This window comes from Pseudomonas sp. THAF187a (genome assembly GCF_009363395.1).
Taxonomy (GTDB): Bacteria; Pseudomonadota; Gammaproteobacteria; order Pseudomonadales; family Pseudomonadaceae; genus Aquipseudomonas; species Aquipseudomonas khazarica.
In genome coordinates, this window is the sequence record NZ_CP045349.1 from 2,926,978 (window position 1) to 2,944,103 (window position 17,126).

15 protein-coding genes are annotated in these 17,126 nt (G+C 65.3%); 9 read left to right on the forward strand and 6 right to left on the reverse strand.

What is annotated here, in order from left to right; all coding sequences use genetic code 11:
* Positions 1 to 45: 45 nt before the first annotated feature.
* The 7 genes from FIV02_RS13675 to FIV02_RS13705 all read left to right on the forward strand — a co-directional run bounded on the left by FIV02_RS13675 (position 46) and on the right by FIV02_RS13705 (position 5,989).
* A complete protein-coding gene (locus FIV02_RS13675; protein ID WP_152488921.1) occupies positions 46 to 957 on the forward strand; it encodes an alpha/beta hydrolase in 912 nt (303 codons plus the stop codon).
* 28 nt (positions 958 to 985) lie between these two features.
* Entirely contained in the window at positions 986 to 1,624 is a 639-nt protein-coding gene (locus FIV02_RS13680; RefSeq protein ID WP_152488922.1) for an SDR family oxidoreductase, read from the forward strand.
* Positions 1,625 to 1,637: 13 nt separating this feature from the next.
* Positions 1,638 to 2,288 (forward strand): flavodoxin, encoded by a 651-nt coding sequence (locus FIV02_RS13685; RefSeq protein ID WP_152488923.1) that lies wholly within the window; start codon positions 1,638 to 1,640, stop codon positions 2,286 to 2,288.
* A gap of 211 nt (positions 2,289 to 2,499) precedes the next feature.
* Positions 2,500 to 2,955: a MarR family winged helix-turn-helix transcriptional regulator gene (locus FIV02_RS13690; RefSeq protein WP_134676828.1), complete on the forward strand. Its 456-nt coding sequence runs from the start codon at positions 2,500 to 2,502 to the stop codon at positions 2,953 to 2,955.
* A complete protein-coding gene (locus FIV02_RS13695; RefSeq protein ID WP_152488924.1) occupies positions 2,952 to 4,898 on the forward strand; it encodes an FUSC family protein in 1,947 nt (648 codons plus the stop codon). The genes FIV02_RS13690 and FIV02_RS13695 overlap by 4 nt, the downstream gene beginning before the upstream one ends.
* Positions 4,888 to 5,100 carry a DUF1656 domain-containing protein gene (locus FIV02_RS13700; RefSeq protein ID WP_037048255.1) on the forward strand — a complete coding sequence of 71 codons (213 nt, stop codon included), beginning with the start codon at positions 4,888 to 4,890 and terminating at the stop codon, positions 5,098 to 5,100. Before FIV02_RS13695 ends, FIV02_RS13700 begins: the two co-directional genes overlap by 11 nt.
* Before the next feature lie 7 nt (positions 5,101 to 5,107).
* On the forward strand, positions 5,108 to 5,989 hold the full coding sequence (locus FIV02_RS13705; RefSeq protein WP_152488925.1) for an HlyD family secretion protein: 882 nt from the start codon (positions 5,108 to 5,110) through the stop codon (positions 5,987 to 5,989).
* 47 nt (positions 5,990 to 6,036) lie between these two features.
* On the opposite strand, the gene FIV02_RS13710 is transcribed toward FIV02_RS13705, so the two are convergent.
* Positions 6,037 to 7,164 (reverse strand): DsbA family protein, encoded by a 1,128-nt coding sequence (locus FIV02_RS13710; RefSeq protein WP_152488926.1) that lies wholly within the window; start codon positions 7,162 to 7,164, stop codon positions 6,037 to 6,039.
* Positions 7,165 to 7,531: 367 nt separating this feature from the next.
* Between FIV02_RS13710 and FIV02_RS13715 the strand changes: the two genes are divergently transcribed.
* Positions 7,532 to 9,439 (forward strand): patatin-like phospholipase family protein, encoded by a 1,908-nt coding sequence (locus FIV02_RS13715; RefSeq protein WP_152488927.1) that lies wholly within the window; start codon positions 7,532 to 7,534, stop codon positions 9,437 to 9,439.
* A 208-nt stretch (positions 9,440 to 9,647) separates the two neighbouring features.
* Here the strand turns inward: FIV02_RS13715 and FIV02_RS13720 are convergent, their stop codons facing one another.
* From FIV02_RS13720 to FIV02_RS13735, 4 genes are all read right to left on the reverse strand, one after another.
* On the reverse strand, positions 9,648 to 10,493 hold the full coding sequence (locus tag FIV02_RS13720) for an alpha/beta hydrolase (RefSeq protein ID WP_152488928.1): 846 nt from the start codon (positions 10,491 to 10,493) through the stop codon (positions 9,648 to 9,650).
* Positions 10,490 to 12,859 carry a TonB-dependent siderophore receptor gene (locus tag FIV02_RS13725; protein ID WP_244976428.1) on the reverse strand — a complete coding sequence of 790 codons (2,370 nt, stop codon included), beginning with the start codon at positions 12,857 to 12,859 and terminating at the stop codon, positions 10,490 to 10,492. The genes FIV02_RS13720 and FIV02_RS13725 overlap by 4 nt, the downstream gene beginning before the upstream one ends.
* A 65-nt stretch (positions 12,860 to 12,924) precedes the next feature.
* Entirely contained in the window at positions 12,925 to 13,788 is an 864-nt protein-coding gene (locus FIV02_RS13730; protein ID WP_256662962.1) for a DUF4880 domain-containing protein, read from the reverse strand.
* A gap of 53 nt (positions 13,789 to 13,841) precedes the next feature.
* Positions 13,842 to 14,360 carry a sigma-70 family RNA polymerase sigma factor gene (locus FIV02_RS13735; RefSeq protein WP_134676836.1) on the reverse strand — a complete coding sequence of 173 codons (519 nt, stop codon included), beginning with the start codon at positions 14,358 to 14,360 and terminating at the stop codon, positions 13,842 to 13,844.
* Between the two features lie 412 nt (positions 14,361 to 14,772).
* Here FIV02_RS13735 and FIV02_RS13740 point away from each other — a divergent pair, with 412 nt between their 5' ends.
* Complete coding sequence (locus FIV02_RS13740; RefSeq protein WP_047584975.1) at positions 14,773 to 16,359, forward strand: ABC-F family ATPase; 1,587 nt, start codon at positions 14,773 to 14,775, stop codon at positions 16,357 to 16,359.
* Positions 16,360 to 16,418: 59 nt separating this feature from the next.
* Here the strand turns inward: FIV02_RS13740 and FIV02_RS13745 are convergent, their stop codons facing one another.
* On the reverse strand, positions 16,419 to 17,027 hold the full coding sequence (locus tag FIV02_RS13745; RefSeq protein ID WP_037048282.1) for an FMN-dependent NADH-azoreductase: 609 nt from the start codon (positions 17,025 to 17,027) through the stop codon (positions 16,419 to 16,421).
* Positions 17,028 to 17,126 lie beyond the last annotated feature (99 nt).

Below are 17,126 nucleotides of genomic sequence, written 5' to 3' on the forward strand. Positions count from 1 at the left end.
AAGGCGGCCGGCGCGATGCGCACCGGCCGCCCAGGAGCCCACACCATGAGTACCATCAAGCACGTCAGTTATCGCAATCTGGGCTGGGACTCGGCCGCCGACCTGCACCTGCCGCCGAGCTTCGACGAGAGCAGGACCTATCCGGCCATCGTCAGTACGCACCCGATCGGCAGTTGCAAGGAGCAGACCTCCGGCAACGTCTACGCACGCCGACTGGCCGCTGAAGGCTTTGTCGTCCTTGCCTTCGATGCCAGTTTTCAGGGCGCCAGCGGCGGTGAGCCACGCTTCATGGAAGACCCGGCGATTCGCGTCTCGGACATTCGCTACGCCATCGACTACCTGGTGAGCCTGCCTTACGTAGACGCCAACCGCATCGGCGCCATCGGCGTGTGTGGCGGCGGTGCCTACACGGTCAGCGCCGCAAGCACCGACCAGCGCATCAAGGCGCTCACCTCTATCACCGGGGTCAATTTCGGTCGACTGATGCGTGAAGGCTTCAGCCAGTTCGACCCGGTCGCTGCCCTGCAGGCCATGGCCGCCCAGCGCACAGCGGAGGCCCAGGGTTCGCCCCGCCATGTCATCAACTACCTGCCCGATTCGGTCGAAGCGGGCAAACAAGCCGGCATCAGCGATATCGACGTGCTGGAGGCCACCGATTACTACAAGTCGGCGCGTGGCCAACAGCCCAACGGGGCGACCAGCGGCCTGTTCTCCTTCAACAGCGCAGCCATGGCCTGGGATGCCTTCGCCCATGCTGAAACCCTGCTGACCCAGCCGCTGCTGGTGGTGATTGGCGACAAACCCGGTGGTTTTGGCGCCTACCGCGACGGCTGGGAGATCTATGGCCGGGCGGCATCGCAAGCCAAGCAGATTTTCGTCGCGGAAGGCTGGTCGCACTATGACCTCTACGACCAGCCGGAGCCGGTCGCCCTGGCCATGGCGCAGATCGTGCCGTAAACAGCACCTGTAGGACGGCAGATCAGTCATGAAAAGGGTACTCATCCTCGGCGCCACCGGGCAGATCGCCCAATGGGTGGCCCGAGGTCTGGGGCAACACGAAGGTGTGCAGCAGACTTTGCTGCTGCGCAACCCCAGGAAGCTCAGCGGCGAAGAGCCGAACAACGCACAGCTGGTGATCGGCGATGCCCTCGACAAGAAGCTCCTGCGCAAAGTCATGACCGGGCAGGACATCGTCTACGCCAATCTCGCCGGTGAAGACCTGGACAAACAGGCCCAGGCCGTCATCGCCGCCATGCAGAGCACCGGGGTGAGGCGCCTGATCTTCGTCCTGTCGCTGGGCATCCATGACGAGGTTCCAGGCCGGTTCGGCGAGTGGAACCGCGCCACTATCGGCGAGGACCTCAAGCCCTACCGCCGGGCCGCGGATGCCATCGCGGCCTCGGGCCTGGACTTCACCATCCTGCGCCCGGCCTGGCTGACCGACGAGCACGAGGTGGACTACGAGCTCACCGGCAAAGGCGAGCCCTTCAGCGGCACCGTGGTTTCACGCAAGAGCGTGGCCGACCTGATCGTGCAGATCATCAAGCAGCCCACATTGCACATTGGCGCCGACCTCGGGGTGAACAAGCCCGGCAGCGACGGCGACAAACCATACTTCATGTAAAGCGAGGCCGACGATGTTCAAGTGGATCGCCCTGTTGCTGGGAGTGCCTATCGCCGTGGTGATGCTGGAGCTGCTGGCGGTCACCTGGATAGAAAGCCTGCAGGCGCGCCAGCTGGCGAGTCGACAGCCCGAAGTCAATCCGCAGGACGAGGCCCGTACGGCCGTGGTGTATTTCTCCCGCTCGGGCAATACCGCACTGGCCGCACGGCAGATCGCCAGGCACCTTGACGCCCGACTGCTTGCGCTCGAGGCGCCAGCCTATTCGCTTGGCCTGAGCGGTCTGCTGCATGCACTCAAGGACGCCTACAGGCTCAAGGAAAGAGCCGAGGCACTCCCGCAGATCAACCCGAGCAACATCGACCTGGCGTCATTCGATACCGTCTGGCTCGGCTCACCGGTGTGGCTCTACAGCCCCGCGCCACCGCTCTGGAGCTTCGTCGAGCACAACCGCTTCGATGACCAGCACATCGTGCTGTTCAACACGTACAACAGCAACTTTGGCGACGAACACATTGAGAGGCTCAAGGCCAAGCTGATGGCACGAGGGGCGCGCTCATTCGAGCACCGCCACATCCAGCGTGGGCGCATGAGCCGGCAGACGCCCCCCGAGCAGATGCTTCAGGCTATCGATGAGCAATGGTTCAACGGGCAAACCAGTCCCTGAGTCTCGGTGCAGGCCCAGCGCTGCTGCGACCGATGCCGGGCGCGGCTACCTGCCCTCCTCCCACCTGCGTTGTGGAACGCTCCGCCAGGCGTCCGCCTGCATCGACTCGGAACAGCTGCATGACAAGGTGGACATCTTGACGCTCAAATCAATTGCCTAAGCAATGATTTGAATTTAAATTACAACGCCCCATGTACTGACGAGTCACCCCATGCCCTCCAAGACCGCCGCCCTCCACGACCTCACCAATGCCCTGCAACCGGTGCGCAGAGCCTGGAAAAAAGCGGTCTCTCGTGTCATCGCCGACACCGGCATATCCATGTCGCTGGCGACAGTCGTAGTGTTGGTCCACCGCAACCCGCAGGGCATGACCCAGAAGGAGCTGGCCGAGGAAGCCGGTATCAATCCCGGAGCCCTGGTACGCCTGCTGGACCAGGCCACCGAGATGCGACTGCTGGAAAGAAGGCAGGTACCAGGGGACAGGCGAGCCAACACACTGCACACCCAGCTCTCCGGGGCAAAACTGGCCGAGCAGGTGGAAGCCGCGGCAGACAAGCTGCGCCTGGAACTGATGCTGGACGTACCGCAAGCGGATATCGAGCGTGCCACGGCCCTCCTGCGTCTCTTCGAGGAACGGGCCAATCAGTACCTGCTGGACACTCCATGAAACCCAGCGCCCCGCAACTGCTGTACGCGCTGAAGCTCTACCTGTCGGCGATGCTCGCTTACGCCCTGGCAGTCAACCTCGGTCTGCTCAACCCCTACTGGGCCATGGTGACTGCCTGCGTGCTCAGTAACCCGGTCAGCGGCGCGGTCAGGGCGCGCGCCACCTACCGCCTGGGCGGCACCCTCTTCGCCGGGGCACTGACCCTGCTCATGTCCGCCTATCTGAGCAATGCCCCGCAGATGCTGGTGATCTGCTCGGGGCTGTCGGCCGCCGCAATGCTGGGCGCATCCCATCTGGACCGCACCCCCAGGGCCTACTTCTTCCAACTGGGCGCCCTGACCATGATGCTGGTCGCCATTGCCTACATCAATCATCCGGACACCATGTTCCACATGGTGGTCACGCGGGTCACGGAGATATGCCTGGGCATCGTGAGTGTCACACTGGTCGACAGCCTGCTCTTTCCCTCATCGCTGGCGCCGGTGTTGCGTAAACGTCTCAAAGGCTGGCTGCCCGACATGCTGCGCTGGCAAGAAGACTGCCTGGATGGCAAGCCGGTCGATGCGCAGACCGAGCTGGATCGAATCAGGACCCTGGGCGATATCGCGTCGTTCAGCCAGCTGATGTCCACCCTGAGCTACGACAGCTCGGTCGACCGGAGCACCCGCCAGGCCGCTGCCACCCTCCAGCAGCGCCTCCTGAGCCTGGTGCCGCTGCTGAGTGCCATCGGCAACGCCCTTGCCGACTTGCCCGAGATCCTGCGCCAGCCCCTGCGCCCCTACCTGGCCGAAGTCCGTCACCAGGCGCGCAGTGAAACGCCGAACCATGAACGGCTTGCCGGGCTGCTACCAGACACGGCGAGCTTGTCAGCCTGGGAGCGGCTGATCGTCGATGCGCTCCACGACCATATCCATCAGTACCTCGAGCTGTGGGCCGAGGCTCGACAACTGGATGCCTTTCTGGATGGCGAGCCCCTGCCGCTCGAGCTGCACGAGCGTGTCCGGCAAGCCAGGGCGTTCCCCTTGCCGGCCGACACGGACATGGCCACGCGCATGTTCGCCGGCATCCTGGCGACCTATACCCTGCTGTGCCTGCTCTGGTACTTCACCGGCTGGGAACAGGGCGCCAACATGGTGCTGCTGGGCGTGGTGGCCATCGCCTTCTTTGGCAGCGGTGACGAACCCGGCTACGCCATCAGTCACTTCGGCCGCTTCGCCCTGATCGCCATGGGGCTGGGCTTCGTGCTCGGCTATGTGCTGCTGCCTCTGGCCAGCGACTACACCAGCTTCCTGCTCGTCATGGCGCTGTTTCTCCTGCCCCTGGGCGCCTGGGCGGCCATCAACCCGCTGGCAACGCTGGCCATCGCGCTGTCGTTGAGCAGCATCAACTTCCAGGGACACTACGCGCCGTACGACCTGGGCTTCTTTCTGGAAAGCACCTGCGGCACGCTGGTCGGCGTCTATTGCGCCTTCATGTGCGCGGCCCTCTTCCGCCGCTGGGGCGCACAGCCCATTCTCGACCGCCTGGAGCGCCAGGACAGGCGGGCGTTGCAGCGCCTCAGCGCTCACGCGAGCGAGCAGGAGCTGGCGCGCTTCCAGAACACCACGCTGGATCGCATCACCGCTCAGGCTCCCCGGCTTGCCGCCATCGGCCAGGGGGCAGAAATCCCCAACCTGATCGCCCGCCTGGAGGCAGGAATCAATCTGGCCACACTGCGCCTGGCCAGTGCCAACGGCCAGGCACCTGCCGTCCTGACGAGCGAGCTGTGGCAGCACCCGTTGCCGCGTGACGAGCAGACACAACGCCGCTTGCTCGACCAGCTGGACGCCGGCCTGGACGCAGCCTGGCAGCGCCACGACAGCCGACAGCTACGCCCCCTGACCTGGCTGCGCCTGCGCCTGTTCCCCAACGCCGCCGACTGGAGCCCGCGTGATGATCGGTGAAATCAACCTCGACGGCCTGTACATCTCGCCCTTGCTGTTGTGCCTGATCGCAGCCTTCGTCCTGCGCCTGGGCCTGTCTCGACTACTTGCCTGGACCGGCGCCTACCGACTCGTCGCCCAGCGCCCCCTGTTCGACACCGCCCTTTACCTGTTGCTGACTGGCGGGCTGTTTCACGGCCTGCAGCTACTGACCACCCCATGAGGACCGCATGACTCGTCCCACCCCACTCCGCGTGCTACGCCCGCTGGTGACCCTGGCAGCAGTACTGGGTGCCGCGCTTGTCCTCTGGCAGCTCTACCTCTACTACACCTACGCACCGCAGACCCGCGACGGCAAACTGCGTGCGGATGTGGTGCCGCTGGCGACTGACGTATCGGGGAAGGTGGAAGCCGTCTACGTTCACGACAATCAGGTCGTGCAGAAAGGCGAACGGCTGTTGAGCCTCGACAAGGAACGCCTGCGCAACGCCCTGGCCCAGGCCGAAGCAGCCGTGGAACGCAGCAGGGTGCAACTGGCGTCGGCACAACGCGAACGCAAGCGCTATCTCGAACTGAAAACGGCAGTCTCCGCGCAACAGAAAGACTACCGCCAGGATGCTCTGGCCCAGGCCAATGCAGAGCTACACCAGGCACTGGCAGACCGTGAACTGGCGACCCTCAACCTGCAGCGAGCCGATCTCTACGCCCCAGTGGACGGGGTGGTCACCAATTTCTCGCTGCGGCCGGGCGCTTACGCCAGCGCCGGACAGCCAGTCATGACCCTGGTCGACAGCAACAGCTTCTACGTCGCCGGCTATTTCGAAGAAACCAAGCTGGCGCAGATCAGCGAGCAAGCCAAGGCCATCATCTGGGTCATGGGCGAGCCGCAGCCACTGCGCGGTCATGTAGAAGGCTTGTCAGCCGGGATCAACGACAGCGAGCGCAGCACGGCGTCTGGCACGCTGCTGGCGAACGTGAATCCGACCTTCAGCTGGATTCGCCTGGCGCAACGCATCCCTGTACGCATCGCTATCGACGAGATACCGGAAGGCATGAAGCTGGTAGCCGGACGAACCGTTTCGGTCAGTCTGGAGCCAAGTTCAACCCCCTGAGTCTGAGGCGGACAACTGACTCGACGCCGAATGAAGCACGGCGTCACTCAACCCCGCCGGGTCAGTTGGCCTATCAGGTCCTGCTCCAGCATCCAGATACGATCCTGCCCCCACAGGGCTGGCAAGTCGTCGATGCGAAACGACGGTACGCCCCAGAGTCCTTCACCCAGCATCTCGCTCCGGTTGGCCTCAGCGACTGCCCGCCAGCTCGGGTCGGCCAGGGCAACGGCAAGCTCATCCGGGTCCAGCCCTGCACGCTGGGCGATCCGGGCCAGGCCGCGGTCCGAGCCGGCGTCGATCCCTTCAGCGAATACGCCCCTCAGGAACGACTCCAGGAATTCGGGCCCCTTGCCCTGGCCGATGGCATGCTGGAGCAGCGCCAGGCCGCGCTCAGTTGGCGCCCCGAGCGGGTCGGCAATCGTCCCGAACGGCAGCCCCAGGCGTTCCGCCTCGCGCTTGGTGTCGCGAAGGATGTAGAGCCGCTTCTCGAGCGGGACGGGCAAACCGCGCATGACCATCGGCAGCACGAATCTCAGCCTGAGCTCAGCGCCATAGTGCTCGGCCAGCTGCCTTATGCGGGGCGTCGCAATCCAGGTGTAAGGGCTGCGCAGCGAGCAGAAGAAATGCAGCACCGGCGCTTGCGTGCTGCTCACGCCCTCCTCCAGCAGCAGATCCGGCGGTGCAACGAGGGGCTGAAGGCCGGCCTCGGCCAGGCCTGCGTCTGCCAGCCTGCGTTCCAGATGATGCAGGCGATCGATCCCCCAGTACCACTCGCCCTCGAAGTAGAAGGTCGCGCCCAGGTAGTGCCCCAGTCGTTGGCGCAGCTCGCCGCCGTCGGGTGCGGAAAATTCGCGGACGGGCGCCAGTTTGAAGTGGCCTGCCAGCCGCCGCGCATCACGCGCCGACCATTCGCCAAGCCTCGCGAGGTCGGGGGCATTTTCCATCGAGGGCGGTGGCACGAGGTGACTGGCGATCCGCACCCGGTAGCGCTGCTGAAGCTGCGGCAGCAACGAGGCGGTCAGGTGGCTGTACGGGTCATCCGCCTGATGGAAGTAATGCACCACCGGCTCCTGCCCCTGCAATCGCCTTGGCACGGCGGCCAGGCGCCATCGCCAGTCGCGCAGGGTCGGGCTGGTGAGCGTTCGCGTCAGGGTGCGAGAGATGGCTGCTTTCAACTGCGACTCCTGCCGACACCCGTCATCCGCGCCGCGGGCGTCGTGATTATTGTTCTGCCGAGTGCCGCTGTCCTGGTGGCCAGGCGTCAGGTTCAGCGTGCGGAATGGGTATAGACGTTATGAGCTTCGGCAGTCGATCTCAATGACCTGGCAAGCCATGTGTGTATCCAGACCCGAGTACCCAGGATTGCCGGCAGGTTCGAGGGCCCGAATGGCATGGCCGCTGCTCTTCCAGCGCCGCAGCACCGTATCGAATCCCCGGACACGCCGTGACCGATCAGTACTGCCCCAAGCTGCTGGCATATGGACAGCAAAGCCGCGCTATCATGCCTGCGCCTGCGTTCGGCACGACGACTAGGAGCAGTAGATGAACGATTCGCGCCAGGCGGTCTTCGCCCAGGAATGCGACCTGATCATGAAGGGCGGTATCACCAGCGGCATCGTCTATCCGCTGGCCATTACCGAGATTGCCAAGGCATTTCGTCTGCGCAGCATCGGCGGTACCAGCGCCGGTGCCATTGCCGCGGCAGCGGCGGCCGCTGCCGAGCTGGGCCGCCAGCGCTACCAGCAGGGGCAGCTGCAGCAGGACCCCGCCGGCTTCGCCGAAATCGAGCGACTTCCTGAACACCTCTGCACCCCTGCGGCCAGTGGCCGCGGCACCAAGCTGCTGGCGCTGTTCAGGCCCGTCGCGCCTTTGCGCACGCTGTTCGACACCTTCATCGCGATCCTCGACAGCAAAGGCAAGAGCCCCTGGGTGCGGGTGGTCGTGCCCCTGAAGGTCATGCTGGCGCGACACAAGCTTGCCGCGCTGCTCGGTGCCCTGCTCGCCGGCGGGCCGCTGTGGTGGAGCGCCATCGCCAGCGACAGCCTGCTGGTGTGGCTCTGGGTCGCGCTGTTCGCGGTGCTTGGCAGTGCCCTGGCGGTCGTCTTGCGCCTGCTCGTGCCTGCGCTGCGGGAAATCCCGGCGAATGGTTTCGGCCTGTGCACCGGTATGCCGGCAACGGACGACAGCGCACCCAGGGAAGCACTGACCACCTGGCTGACCCAGTACCTCGATCGCCTCAGTGGTCAGCAGGCATTCTGCGCGGGCCAGGCCGAGACCATCGAATGCGAGCGGCCGCTGACCTTCGGCGACCTGCGCAAGCAGGGTATCGACCTGCAGGTCATGACCACCTGCCTGAGCATGGCGCGCCCCTTCCGCCTGCCGTTCCGTGATGACGACCAGGTGCGCGAGAACAATCAGTTCCATTTCCGCGAGGAAGAGTTCGCCCGCCTGTTCCCCCGGCGCGTGGTCGACTGGATGAGCGCACACCAGCGCCCGAGCGACAGCGAGCGGCACGACGGCTATCTGCGCCTGCCGGTGCCGAACGACCTGCCGGTGATCGTCGCCGTGCGCATGAGCCTGAGCTTCCCCCTGCTGCTCAGCGCCGTGCCGCTGCATGCCGTGGACTACCGCAAGCCCGGCAAGCGGCTGGAGCGCTGCTGGTTCACCGATGGCGGCATCAGCTCCAACTTTCCCATCCACTTCTTCGACGCCGCACTGCCGCGCCGCCCGACCTTCGGCCTCGACCTGGGACCGACCGACGGCGCCGACGCGCAACGGGTGCGTTTCCCGCGCAACAACGGCGACGCACGGCTGGCCTACTGGCGGCGCTTTCCGCAGCACGGCCTGCCCGCCCTGCGCGGTTTTCTCGGTCAGCTCAGCAATGTCGCCAAGGACTGGAACCACGAGACCCTGTCGCTGCTGCCCGGCTTCCGCGACCGCATCGGCCTGATCCAGCTGACCCCGGACGAAGGTGGGCTCAACCTGAACATGCCCAGGGAGCGTATCGAACGGCTGACCCGCTACGGCCGCGAAGCCGGCCAGCAGTTCGTGCTGCGCTTCGGTAACCCGGCGCATTGGCAGCCGGGTGCGCAGGCCTCGCCGATGAATTGGGAGAACCACCAGATCATCCGCCTGCGCCTGCAGCTGGCCAGCGTCGCCGAACAGCTGCAGAGCCTGGAGCGAGCCTGCCGCGAGCTGCATGACACGCCCCAGGACTACCAGCGCTTCTTCAGCACGGATGCCAGGCACTACAGCTACCCCTTCAAGGGCCTCAACGACCTGCAGCAGGACCCGGACACCGGCCTCTACCGTACCCAGGCCGGCCTGGCCCAGGCCATGCTCGAGCAGTTGCGCCGCATTGCCCAGATGATCGAGCAGCATCCCGACAGCCACCCGGCCATCGGTGCGCCCAAGCCCACGCCGGAATTGAAGCTGCGGCCACGTCTCTAGGCTCTGTACGAATAGTGCCTGCGCTCGGTGATGCTGCGTTGAAATCGCTCTCAGAATGCTCATTTACAGCACGTAAACTGCGCTTCTTCGAGCGATTTCGCCTGGCCTGACCTTCGCTCGACGACTTTCGTACAAAGCCTAGGACACCAGCGCAGATGACGATCTGCCACGGCGGCCCGCGCATGCGGCGGGCTGCCCGTGGCCCGACTCAGTAGCGTCGCGTGCTCATCAGCTCCTCCAGCACGCGAGGAGTGACGCGAAACGGAATCGACATGTGATCCTCGCCCGCTTCGAGCTGGAAATCGCTGCGCAGGCCGTACTGCGAAAGGGACTCCAAGCGCAGCTGCAGCGAACGCACGTCCTGGATCTCCTGCGGCATTTCCCGGTCGCCCACCCACATGCTCAGGCTGCGGTGGGTCAGGTCCAGCTCGCCGGCTCGCGCACGCTCGACGAACGCACGCTCATGCGCCAGCAGGTAGCGATCACTCCACCACAGGCTGGGGCTGATGGCGACCACGTGCTGGAAAAGCTGCGGCCGGGTGAACAGCGTGTAGATGGCGAACATGCCGCCGAACGAGTGCCCGACCAGGCTGACCTGATCCCGATCGACCTTGAAGCGCTGGTTGACCCGCGGCATCAGGCGCTGCTCGATGAAATCGAGAAACAGGTCCTGGCCGCCCTGCGGCGGATCGTTGCGCTCGGGCAGTTGCGGTGGCGACAGGTCGAACGCACGACGCTCGAAATCCAGCGGCGTATCGCTGGGGTAGCCAATGGCGACGACGATCGCCTTGCGCCAGCGCTCCTGCGCCCGCTTGGCGGCATGCAACGCCGGGAAGTAGGCATTGCCGTCGAGCAGATAGATCACCGGGTAGCCGCCGGTATAGGGCACGTCGCCCTCCGGCAGGCTGAGCATGATCCGGTAATCGCGGCCCTCGGCGCTTTTCATCAGCCATTGCTCGCTACCGTCCAGGTTGACCGGCTCGGCATGGGCGGCGGCCAGACCACCCAGCAGCAGCGCCGTCACAGCGCTGCGCAACCAGTTCAGGGCGCTCACCAGCTGTAGCTCAGGCTGGTGATCAGGCTGCGCGCCTCGCCACGGTAGCAATAGCCGTCCTGACAGTTGACGTACTGCTTGTCGGTCAGGTTGCGCGCGTTGACGGCCAGGCGCACGCCATCCAGCTCACCGGCGAAGTCGTAGTGCACGCCAGCGTCGAACAGGGTGTAGTCATCGCTCTTCACCGTGTTCATGTCGTTGCCGTATACGCTGCCGGTGTAGCGGGCGCCGGCGCCGAAACCGAGCCCCGACGGCAGGTTGTAGTCCAGCCACAACGCGGCCATGTGGCGCGGCGTGTCCTTCGGTTCCTTGCCCTCGTTGCCGTCATTGCTCCTGGTCACCTCGGGGTCGTTGTAGCTGTAGCTGGCGTTCAGGTGCAGGCGCTCGCTGAGGTCGGCGACCGCCTCCAGCTCCAGACCGCGTGACACCTGTTCGCCGGTCTGCACCGTGTTGAGCGGGTCGAGCGGGTCACGGGTCGACACGTTCTGCTGGGTCAGGTGATAGAGCGAGGCGGTGAACAGGGCGCTGCTGCCTGGCGGCTGGTATTTGAGGCCGATCTCGTACTGCGTGCCCTCGGTGGGCTTGAGCGGACCATTGGCGTTGGTCCCGCTCTGCGGCAGGAAGGACTCGGCGTAACTGGCGTAGGGCGCCAGGCCGTTGTCGAACAGGTACAGTGCGCCGAGCTGGTAGGTGGTGGCGGAATCGCTGGTGCGGCGGTTGCTGTCGCTCAGGTTGTCGCTGTTGCGCACATGCACCCAGTCGCGGCGTACACCGGCGGACAGGCGCCAGCGCTGGAGTTCGATCTGATCCTGCAGGTACAGACCGCTGCGCTGGGTCAGGTTGTCCTGATCGGCCAGCGGGTTGCCGGGGCGGCTGACCGGCTGGTGATAGTCCGGCGCACTGATGTCGATGGACGGCGCCGGCCCCGAGGCATACAGCACCGAGCTGTCGAACCAGGCGTAATCCCAGCCACTGAGCAGGGTGTGCTGCAAGGTGCCGGTGGCGAAGCGGCTGACCAGGCGGGTGTCGCTGCTGACCGACTCCATCTCTTCGTACACACCGACGGCGTAGCGCTCCATCACCCCATTGCTGATCGTGCCGTTGGGCTGCAGGTACTGGTTGGTGGTATCCAGCTGGCCGTAGCGCAGGTTCTGCTGCAGGCTGAAGGTGTCGTTGATGATGTGCTCGAACTCGTAGCCCAGCGTCCACTGGCGCTGATCGAGCTTGTCGAAGTACTCGTCGCCCTGCCAGAAATCGGTGAGGCGATTGCCATCGTGGTAGAGCATCGGCGAAGCAGCGGTCTCACGCTCCTGATACTGGGCCAGCAGGGTCAGACGCGTGTCGGCATCGATCTGCCAGCTCAGCGACGGCGCCAGCAGGCGCACGTCATTGTTCAGTTGCTCGATGTCGTACTCGGCGTCGCGATAGACACCGACGGCGCGGAACAGCACGTCGCCCTCCTCGTCCAGCTTGCCGCCGATATCGAACTGCCCCTGCCGGTGCTCATGGTTGCCGGCCTGGATTTCCACCCGATTCCTGGCGTCCAGACTCGGCCGCTTGCTCACCCGGTTGACCATGCCCCCCGGACTGATCTGCCCATACAGCACCGAGGCCGGGCCCTTGAGCACCTCGATGCGCTCCAGTGCAAAGGCCTCGGTGGCGTAGATCGACAGCCAGCCGTTGTAGGGCTGGCGCAGGCCGTCGAGGAAGTCGGCGGACATGGTGGTGTCGAAGCCACGGATGTTGATCTGGTCGAAACGCGGGTCGAGCCCGGACCCGCCGGTGCGCACACCCGCACTGTAGGCCACCGCGTCCTCGACACGGTCGACCTTGCGATCGGCGATCTGCCCGGCCGTGACCACGCTGATGCTCTGCGCGGTTTCCAGGATCGCGCGATCCGTCTTGCTGGCCGTGCTGGCATGGCTGGCGAAATAGCCCGGCACCGGCGCAAACGCGCTCTGCGTCGGCGCGGCCTCGACGGTAACCGGCTGCAGCTGATAGCTGTCATCGGCCGTGACCGGCCGCACCACGTAGCCGGAAGCGGTCTTCTCCGCCACCAGCCCGGTGCCGCCGAGTACCCGCGCCAGGCCCTCCTCGACCGACTGCGCCCCCGTCGACCCCGGGCTGACCAGGCCACGGACCCGCTCCGGGGAATACGACAAGGTGATGCCGGCGCGCTCGGCGTAGAGACTCAGCACCTGGTCCAGCGCGCCACCCGGTACATCCGGGGCCTGCATGCGGGGCGCCGGCTCGGCGGCCATCAGTGGCGAACTCGCGGCACCGCCGCACAGCGCCAGGGCGATACAGATGGCAGTGGACAGCCGGCGGGGTGGCAACGGCGATGGCAGAGAGCGGGTAGCACGCATGAGGGTATCCATTCAGGGAGTGATCACCCCAAACCGGATGAGCGGCGAAAGTCCGACAACTTTTTTTACGCGACGGGCACGACGCGCACCCACCAGCGGGTTCGCTCGACCAGCGCGACCGGCAGCAGATGGGTGATGTTGCGCAGCATCAGCTCGGGCTCGGCGAGGCGGAAGACCCCGGACAGGCGCAAGTCGGCCACCGCGGGATCGCACCCCAGCCAACCACGCCGATAGCGTCCGGCCTCGGCGAGAAAGTCCGCCAGACGAATATCGCGCACCACCAGCAGCCCACGCGCCCAGGCAAAGGGATCGAGTGCCCCCGGGCCCAGCGCGCTCATGCGGGTTGCCGAAACCGCCAGCCCCTCGCCCGCCTGCAACTGCCGCTGGCCGGCTGCCGCACGCACCAGCACCTCGCCCTGCTCGACCCGTATCTCGCTGCGACCATCACGTTCACGCACCGACATCCGCGCGTGCTGCCCCAGGCAGTCCGCGTGAGCGCAGCGCAGCTGCCATTGCGTACCCTCCACCAGCGCCTCGCCACCGCGCAGCAGCAGTTGCTGGCCATGCACGTCGAGGGCACTGCCGGTGTTGAGCAACACCTCGACATCGCCGGCCAGGCTCAGCCGCCGGGTTTCGCCGGTGGCCGTGGCGAAATCCGCACGCCATGCCGGCGCCGTGGTAGCTGCCAGCAGCGTGGCACTGCCCGCCGTCAGCCCCAGCAGCTTGAGCATGCGCCGGCGGCTCAGGTCAGCCTCGGCCCGCTGCAACAACGGAATGGTCTGCGCGGCATCTGCCAGCGGCGCCACGCGAAACAGCCCGGCCATCTGCTGCAGGCGTTGCCAGGCCAGGTCATGCAGCTCGTCCTGCGCCAGCCAGTCATGCAACTGACGCTGCAGCTCGGCACTGGCCGGATCGGCGCGCAGACGCATCTGCCACTCGATGGCCGAACGGACAACGGCTTCAGGTGGCTGCCCTGCCCGGCTCATCTGGGCGACTCGAAGCACAGGCGATAGCAGTGCAGCAGCGCGCTGGCCACATGGCGCTCGACCGTGCGGCTGGACACACCCAGTTGCCGGGCCACCTGCGCATGGTTGAGACCGCCGAGCTGATACAGCAGAAAGGCCTCGCGCACGGCCGGCTTCAGGCCATCGAGCAACTGCGCAATCCGCTCCAGGGACTGCAGCGCCTCGTAGCGCACCTCCGGTGACGGATGACTGGCCTCGGGCAACTGCGCCAGGGCGTCGAGGTAGGCACGCTCCAGCGCGTCCCGTCGCCAGTGGTCGATCACCAGCCCACGCGCGATACGCGCCAGCAAGGCCCGAGGCGCGCGGTCATCGACCGACTGACCACGTACCAGCAGGCGCAGGAAGGTGTCCTGAACCAGGTCCGCAGCCTGCTGCGAACAGCCCACCGAGCGCCGCAACCAGCCATGCAGCCAGCCGCGATGCGTGCCGTACAGCACCTCGAGAGGAATGATCGAATCGGTTTCAGACGAAGACATAGCGCGGCCCAAACCACCAGGCTGAAAACACCATGCAAGGCACGGCGACCGCGCGAACATTAATAGCGAATCATTCTTATTACAACCTTTCGCCGGAAGAGCGCCGCGAAAGAGCCTCCCCGCACCCTGCCCGTGCGCACCGCCGGCGGCCCACGCCTTTTATCTCGTGCAGGCCGTAACGGGCTGTGGTTCCGGGTGCCAAGTGTTACCATTGTCGGCTTTGGCGCAGACAGGCTCCTGCGTCACGACGCCCGACACACTCACCCATGCCTCGGACCCCGCGCGCCCTCGCCGGCATGACGACGTCATGGCCCAGCGACACGCGGCCTCACGCCCTGTCGGGCCAAGCCAACGAGCTTGAAAGCCGGTATCCCTTAAACAGCGCATCTCAAGTTACTGATAGGTAAGTCCTTTGATCTCCACCGCCAATATCACCATGCAGTTCGGCGCCAAGCCGCTGTTCGAGAATGTTTCCGTCAAGTTCAACAACGGCAACCGCTACGGCCTGATCGGCGCCAACGGCTGTGGCAAGTCGACCTTCATGAAGATCCTCGGCGACGATCTGGAGCCCAGCGCTGGCCAGGTCATGCTCGAACCCAACGTGCGCCTCGGCAAGCTGCGCCAGGACCAGTTCGCCTACGAGCAGTTCACCGTCATCGACACGGTGATCATGGGCCATCAGCGCCTGTGGGAGGTCAAGGCCGAGCGTGACCGCATCTACTCGCTGGCCGAGATGAGCGAAGAAGACGGGATGAAGGTTGCCGAGCTGGAGGGCGAGTTCGCCGAGATGGACGGCTACACCGCCGAATCCCGCGCCGGCGAGCTGCTGCTCGGCCTGGGCATTCCGCTGGAACAACACTTCGGCCCGATGAGCGAAGTGGCGCCGGGCTGGAAGCTGCGCGTGCTGCTGGCACAGGCGCTTTTCTCCGACCCCGAGGTGCTGCTGCTCGACGAACCGACCAACCACCTGGACATCAACACCATCCGCTGGCTGGAAAACGTCCTGGTGCAGCGCAACAGCACCATGATCATCATTTCCCACGACCGTCACTTCCTCAACTCGGTCTGCACCCACATGGCCGACCTGGACTACGGCGAGCTGCGCCTGTTCCCGGGCAACTACGACGAGTACATGACCGCCTCCACCCAGGCGCGCGAGCGTCTGCTGGCCGACAACGCCAAGAAGAAGGCGCAGATCGCCGAGCTGCAGACCTTCGTCAGCCGCTTCTCTGCCAACGCCTCCAAGGCCAAGCAGGCCACCAGCCGCGCCAAGCAGATCGACAAGATCCAGCTCGAAGAGGTCAAGCCGTCCAGCCGCGTCAGCCCGTTCATTCGCTTCGACCAGAACAAGAAGCTGCACCGCCAGGCCGTGACCCTGGAGAAGGTCAGCAAGGGCTTCGACGACAAGCAGCTGTTCAGCAACCTCAGCCTGCTGGTCGAAGCTGGCGAACGCGTCGCCATCATCGGCCCCAACGGCATCGGCAAGACCACCCTGCTGCGCACCCTGGTCGGTGAACTGACCCCGGACAGTGGCGCCGTGAAGTGGACCGACAGTGCCGAGGTCGGCTACTACGCGCAGGACCACGCGCACGACTTCGAAGCCGACGAGACCCTGTTCGACTGGATGGGCCAGTGGACCAGCGGCGAGCAGAACATCCGCGCCGCCCTAGGCCGCATGCTGTTCTCCTCCGACGAGATCCAGAAGTCGGTCAAGGTACTCTCCGGGGGTGAACAGGGTCGCATGCTGTTCGGCAAGCTGGCCTGCCAGAAGCCCAACGTGCTGGTGATGGACGAACCGACCAACCACCTCGACATGGAATCGATCGAAGCGCTCAACCTGGCGCTGGAGAACTACCCGGGCACCCTGCTGTTCGTCAGCCATGACCGCGAGTTCGTGGGCTCCCTGGCCACCCGCATCATCGAGCTGTCGGAGACCGGCGTGACCGACTTCAGCGGCACCTACGACGACTACCTGCGCAGCCAGGGCATCATCGTCTGAGCCTGCCCCGGAAACAAAAAAAGCCCGCGAAAGCGGGCTTTTTCATTGGCGCTGCCGACTCAGGCGGTGGCGAACAGCTCGCTGATGCGCTGCGCCGCGCCCTTCATGGCTTCGGCACGCGGCTCGTCACCATAGGCGAGGCCTTCGGCACGAACGATCTCGATGTCGTCGATGCCGACGAAGTTCAGCATGCGCACCAAGTAGTCCTCATGCGCCTGGCCGGACGGCAGGCCGGCATGCACGCCACCGGCACTGGAAGCGATCACCACGGTCTTGCCGCCTGCCAGCCCCACCACGCCGTTCTCGGTGTACTTGAAGGTCTTGCCGGCCACCGCGATGCGGTCGATCCAGGCCTTCAGCTGACTGGGGATGGCGAAGTTGTACATCGGCGCGCCGATGACGATGGCGTCAGCGGCGAGGAATTCTTCCAGCGTGCGCTCGGCCAGCTCGGTTTCATGGCGCTGCGCGGCGTCGCGCAGTTCGGCCGGGGTACCGGCAGCCACCAGGCTGGCGGCGGAGAAGTGGCTCAGGGCATCGCTGGCGAGGTCACGGTAGGTCACCTGAACGCCCGGGGACGCGACGCTCCAGGCCTCGACCACGGCCTTGCTGAGCTGACGGGAAGCGGATGCATCACCCAGGATGCTGGAATCGAGGTGCAGTAGTTTCATGGAGCTCTCCGATAATGACGCAAGGGCAAAAACGATGGGGGAGATGCTACTCATGAAACCAATAGCCGATAAGACGGCATAAATGCGATAGTTCGTCCC

Excerpts from the sequence above, each read along its gene's own strand:
- FIV02_RS13675 (WP_152488921.1), top strand. The coding sequence starts at position 46 with ATGAGTACCATCAAGCACGTCAGTTATCGCAATCTGGGCTGGGACTCG.
- FIV02_RS13680 (WP_152488922.1), top strand. The coding sequence starts at position 986 with ATGAAAAGGGTACTCATCCTCGGCGCCACCGGGCAGATCGCCCAATGG.
- FIV02_RS13685 (WP_152488923.1), top strand. The coding sequence starts at position 1,638 with ATGTTCAAGTGGATCGCCCTGTTGCTGGGAGTGCCTATCGCCGTGGTG.
- FIV02_RS13690 (WP_134676828.1), top strand. The coding sequence starts at position 2,500 with ATGCCCTCCAAGACCGCCGCCCTCCACGACCTCACCAATGCCCTGCAA.
- FIV02_RS13695 (WP_152488924.1), top strand. The coding sequence starts at position 2,952 with ATGAAACCCAGCGCCCCGCAACTGCTGTACGCGCTGAAGCTCTACCTG.
- FIV02_RS13700 (WP_037048255.1), top strand. The coding sequence starts at position 4,888 with ATGATCGGTGAAATCAACCTCGACGGCCTGTACATCTCGCCCTTGCTG.
- FIV02_RS13705 (WP_152488925.1), top strand. The coding sequence starts at position 5,108 with ATGACTCGTCCCACCCCACTCCGCGTGCTACGCCCGCTGGTGACCCTG.
- FIV02_RS13715 (WP_152488927.1), top strand. The coding sequence starts at position 7,532 with ATGAACGATTCGCGCCAGGCGGTCTTCGCCCAGGAATGCGACCTGATC.
- FIV02_RS13725 (WP_244976428.1), bottom strand. The coding sequence starts at position 12,859 with ATGCGTGCTACCCGCTCTCTGCCATCGCCGTTGCCACCCCGCCGGCTG.
- FIV02_RS13730 (WP_256662962.1), bottom strand. The coding sequence starts at position 13,788 with ATGCGTCTGCGCGCCGATCCGGCCAGTGCCGAGCTGCAGCGTCAGTTG.
- FIV02_RS13735 (WP_134676836.1), bottom strand. The coding sequence starts at position 14,360 with ATGTCTTCGTCTGAAACCGATTCGATCATTCCTCTCGAGGTGCTGTAC.
- FIV02_RS13745 (WP_037048282.1), bottom strand. The coding sequence starts at position 17,027 with ATGAAACTACTGCACCTCGATTCCAGCATCCTGGGTGATGCATCCGCT.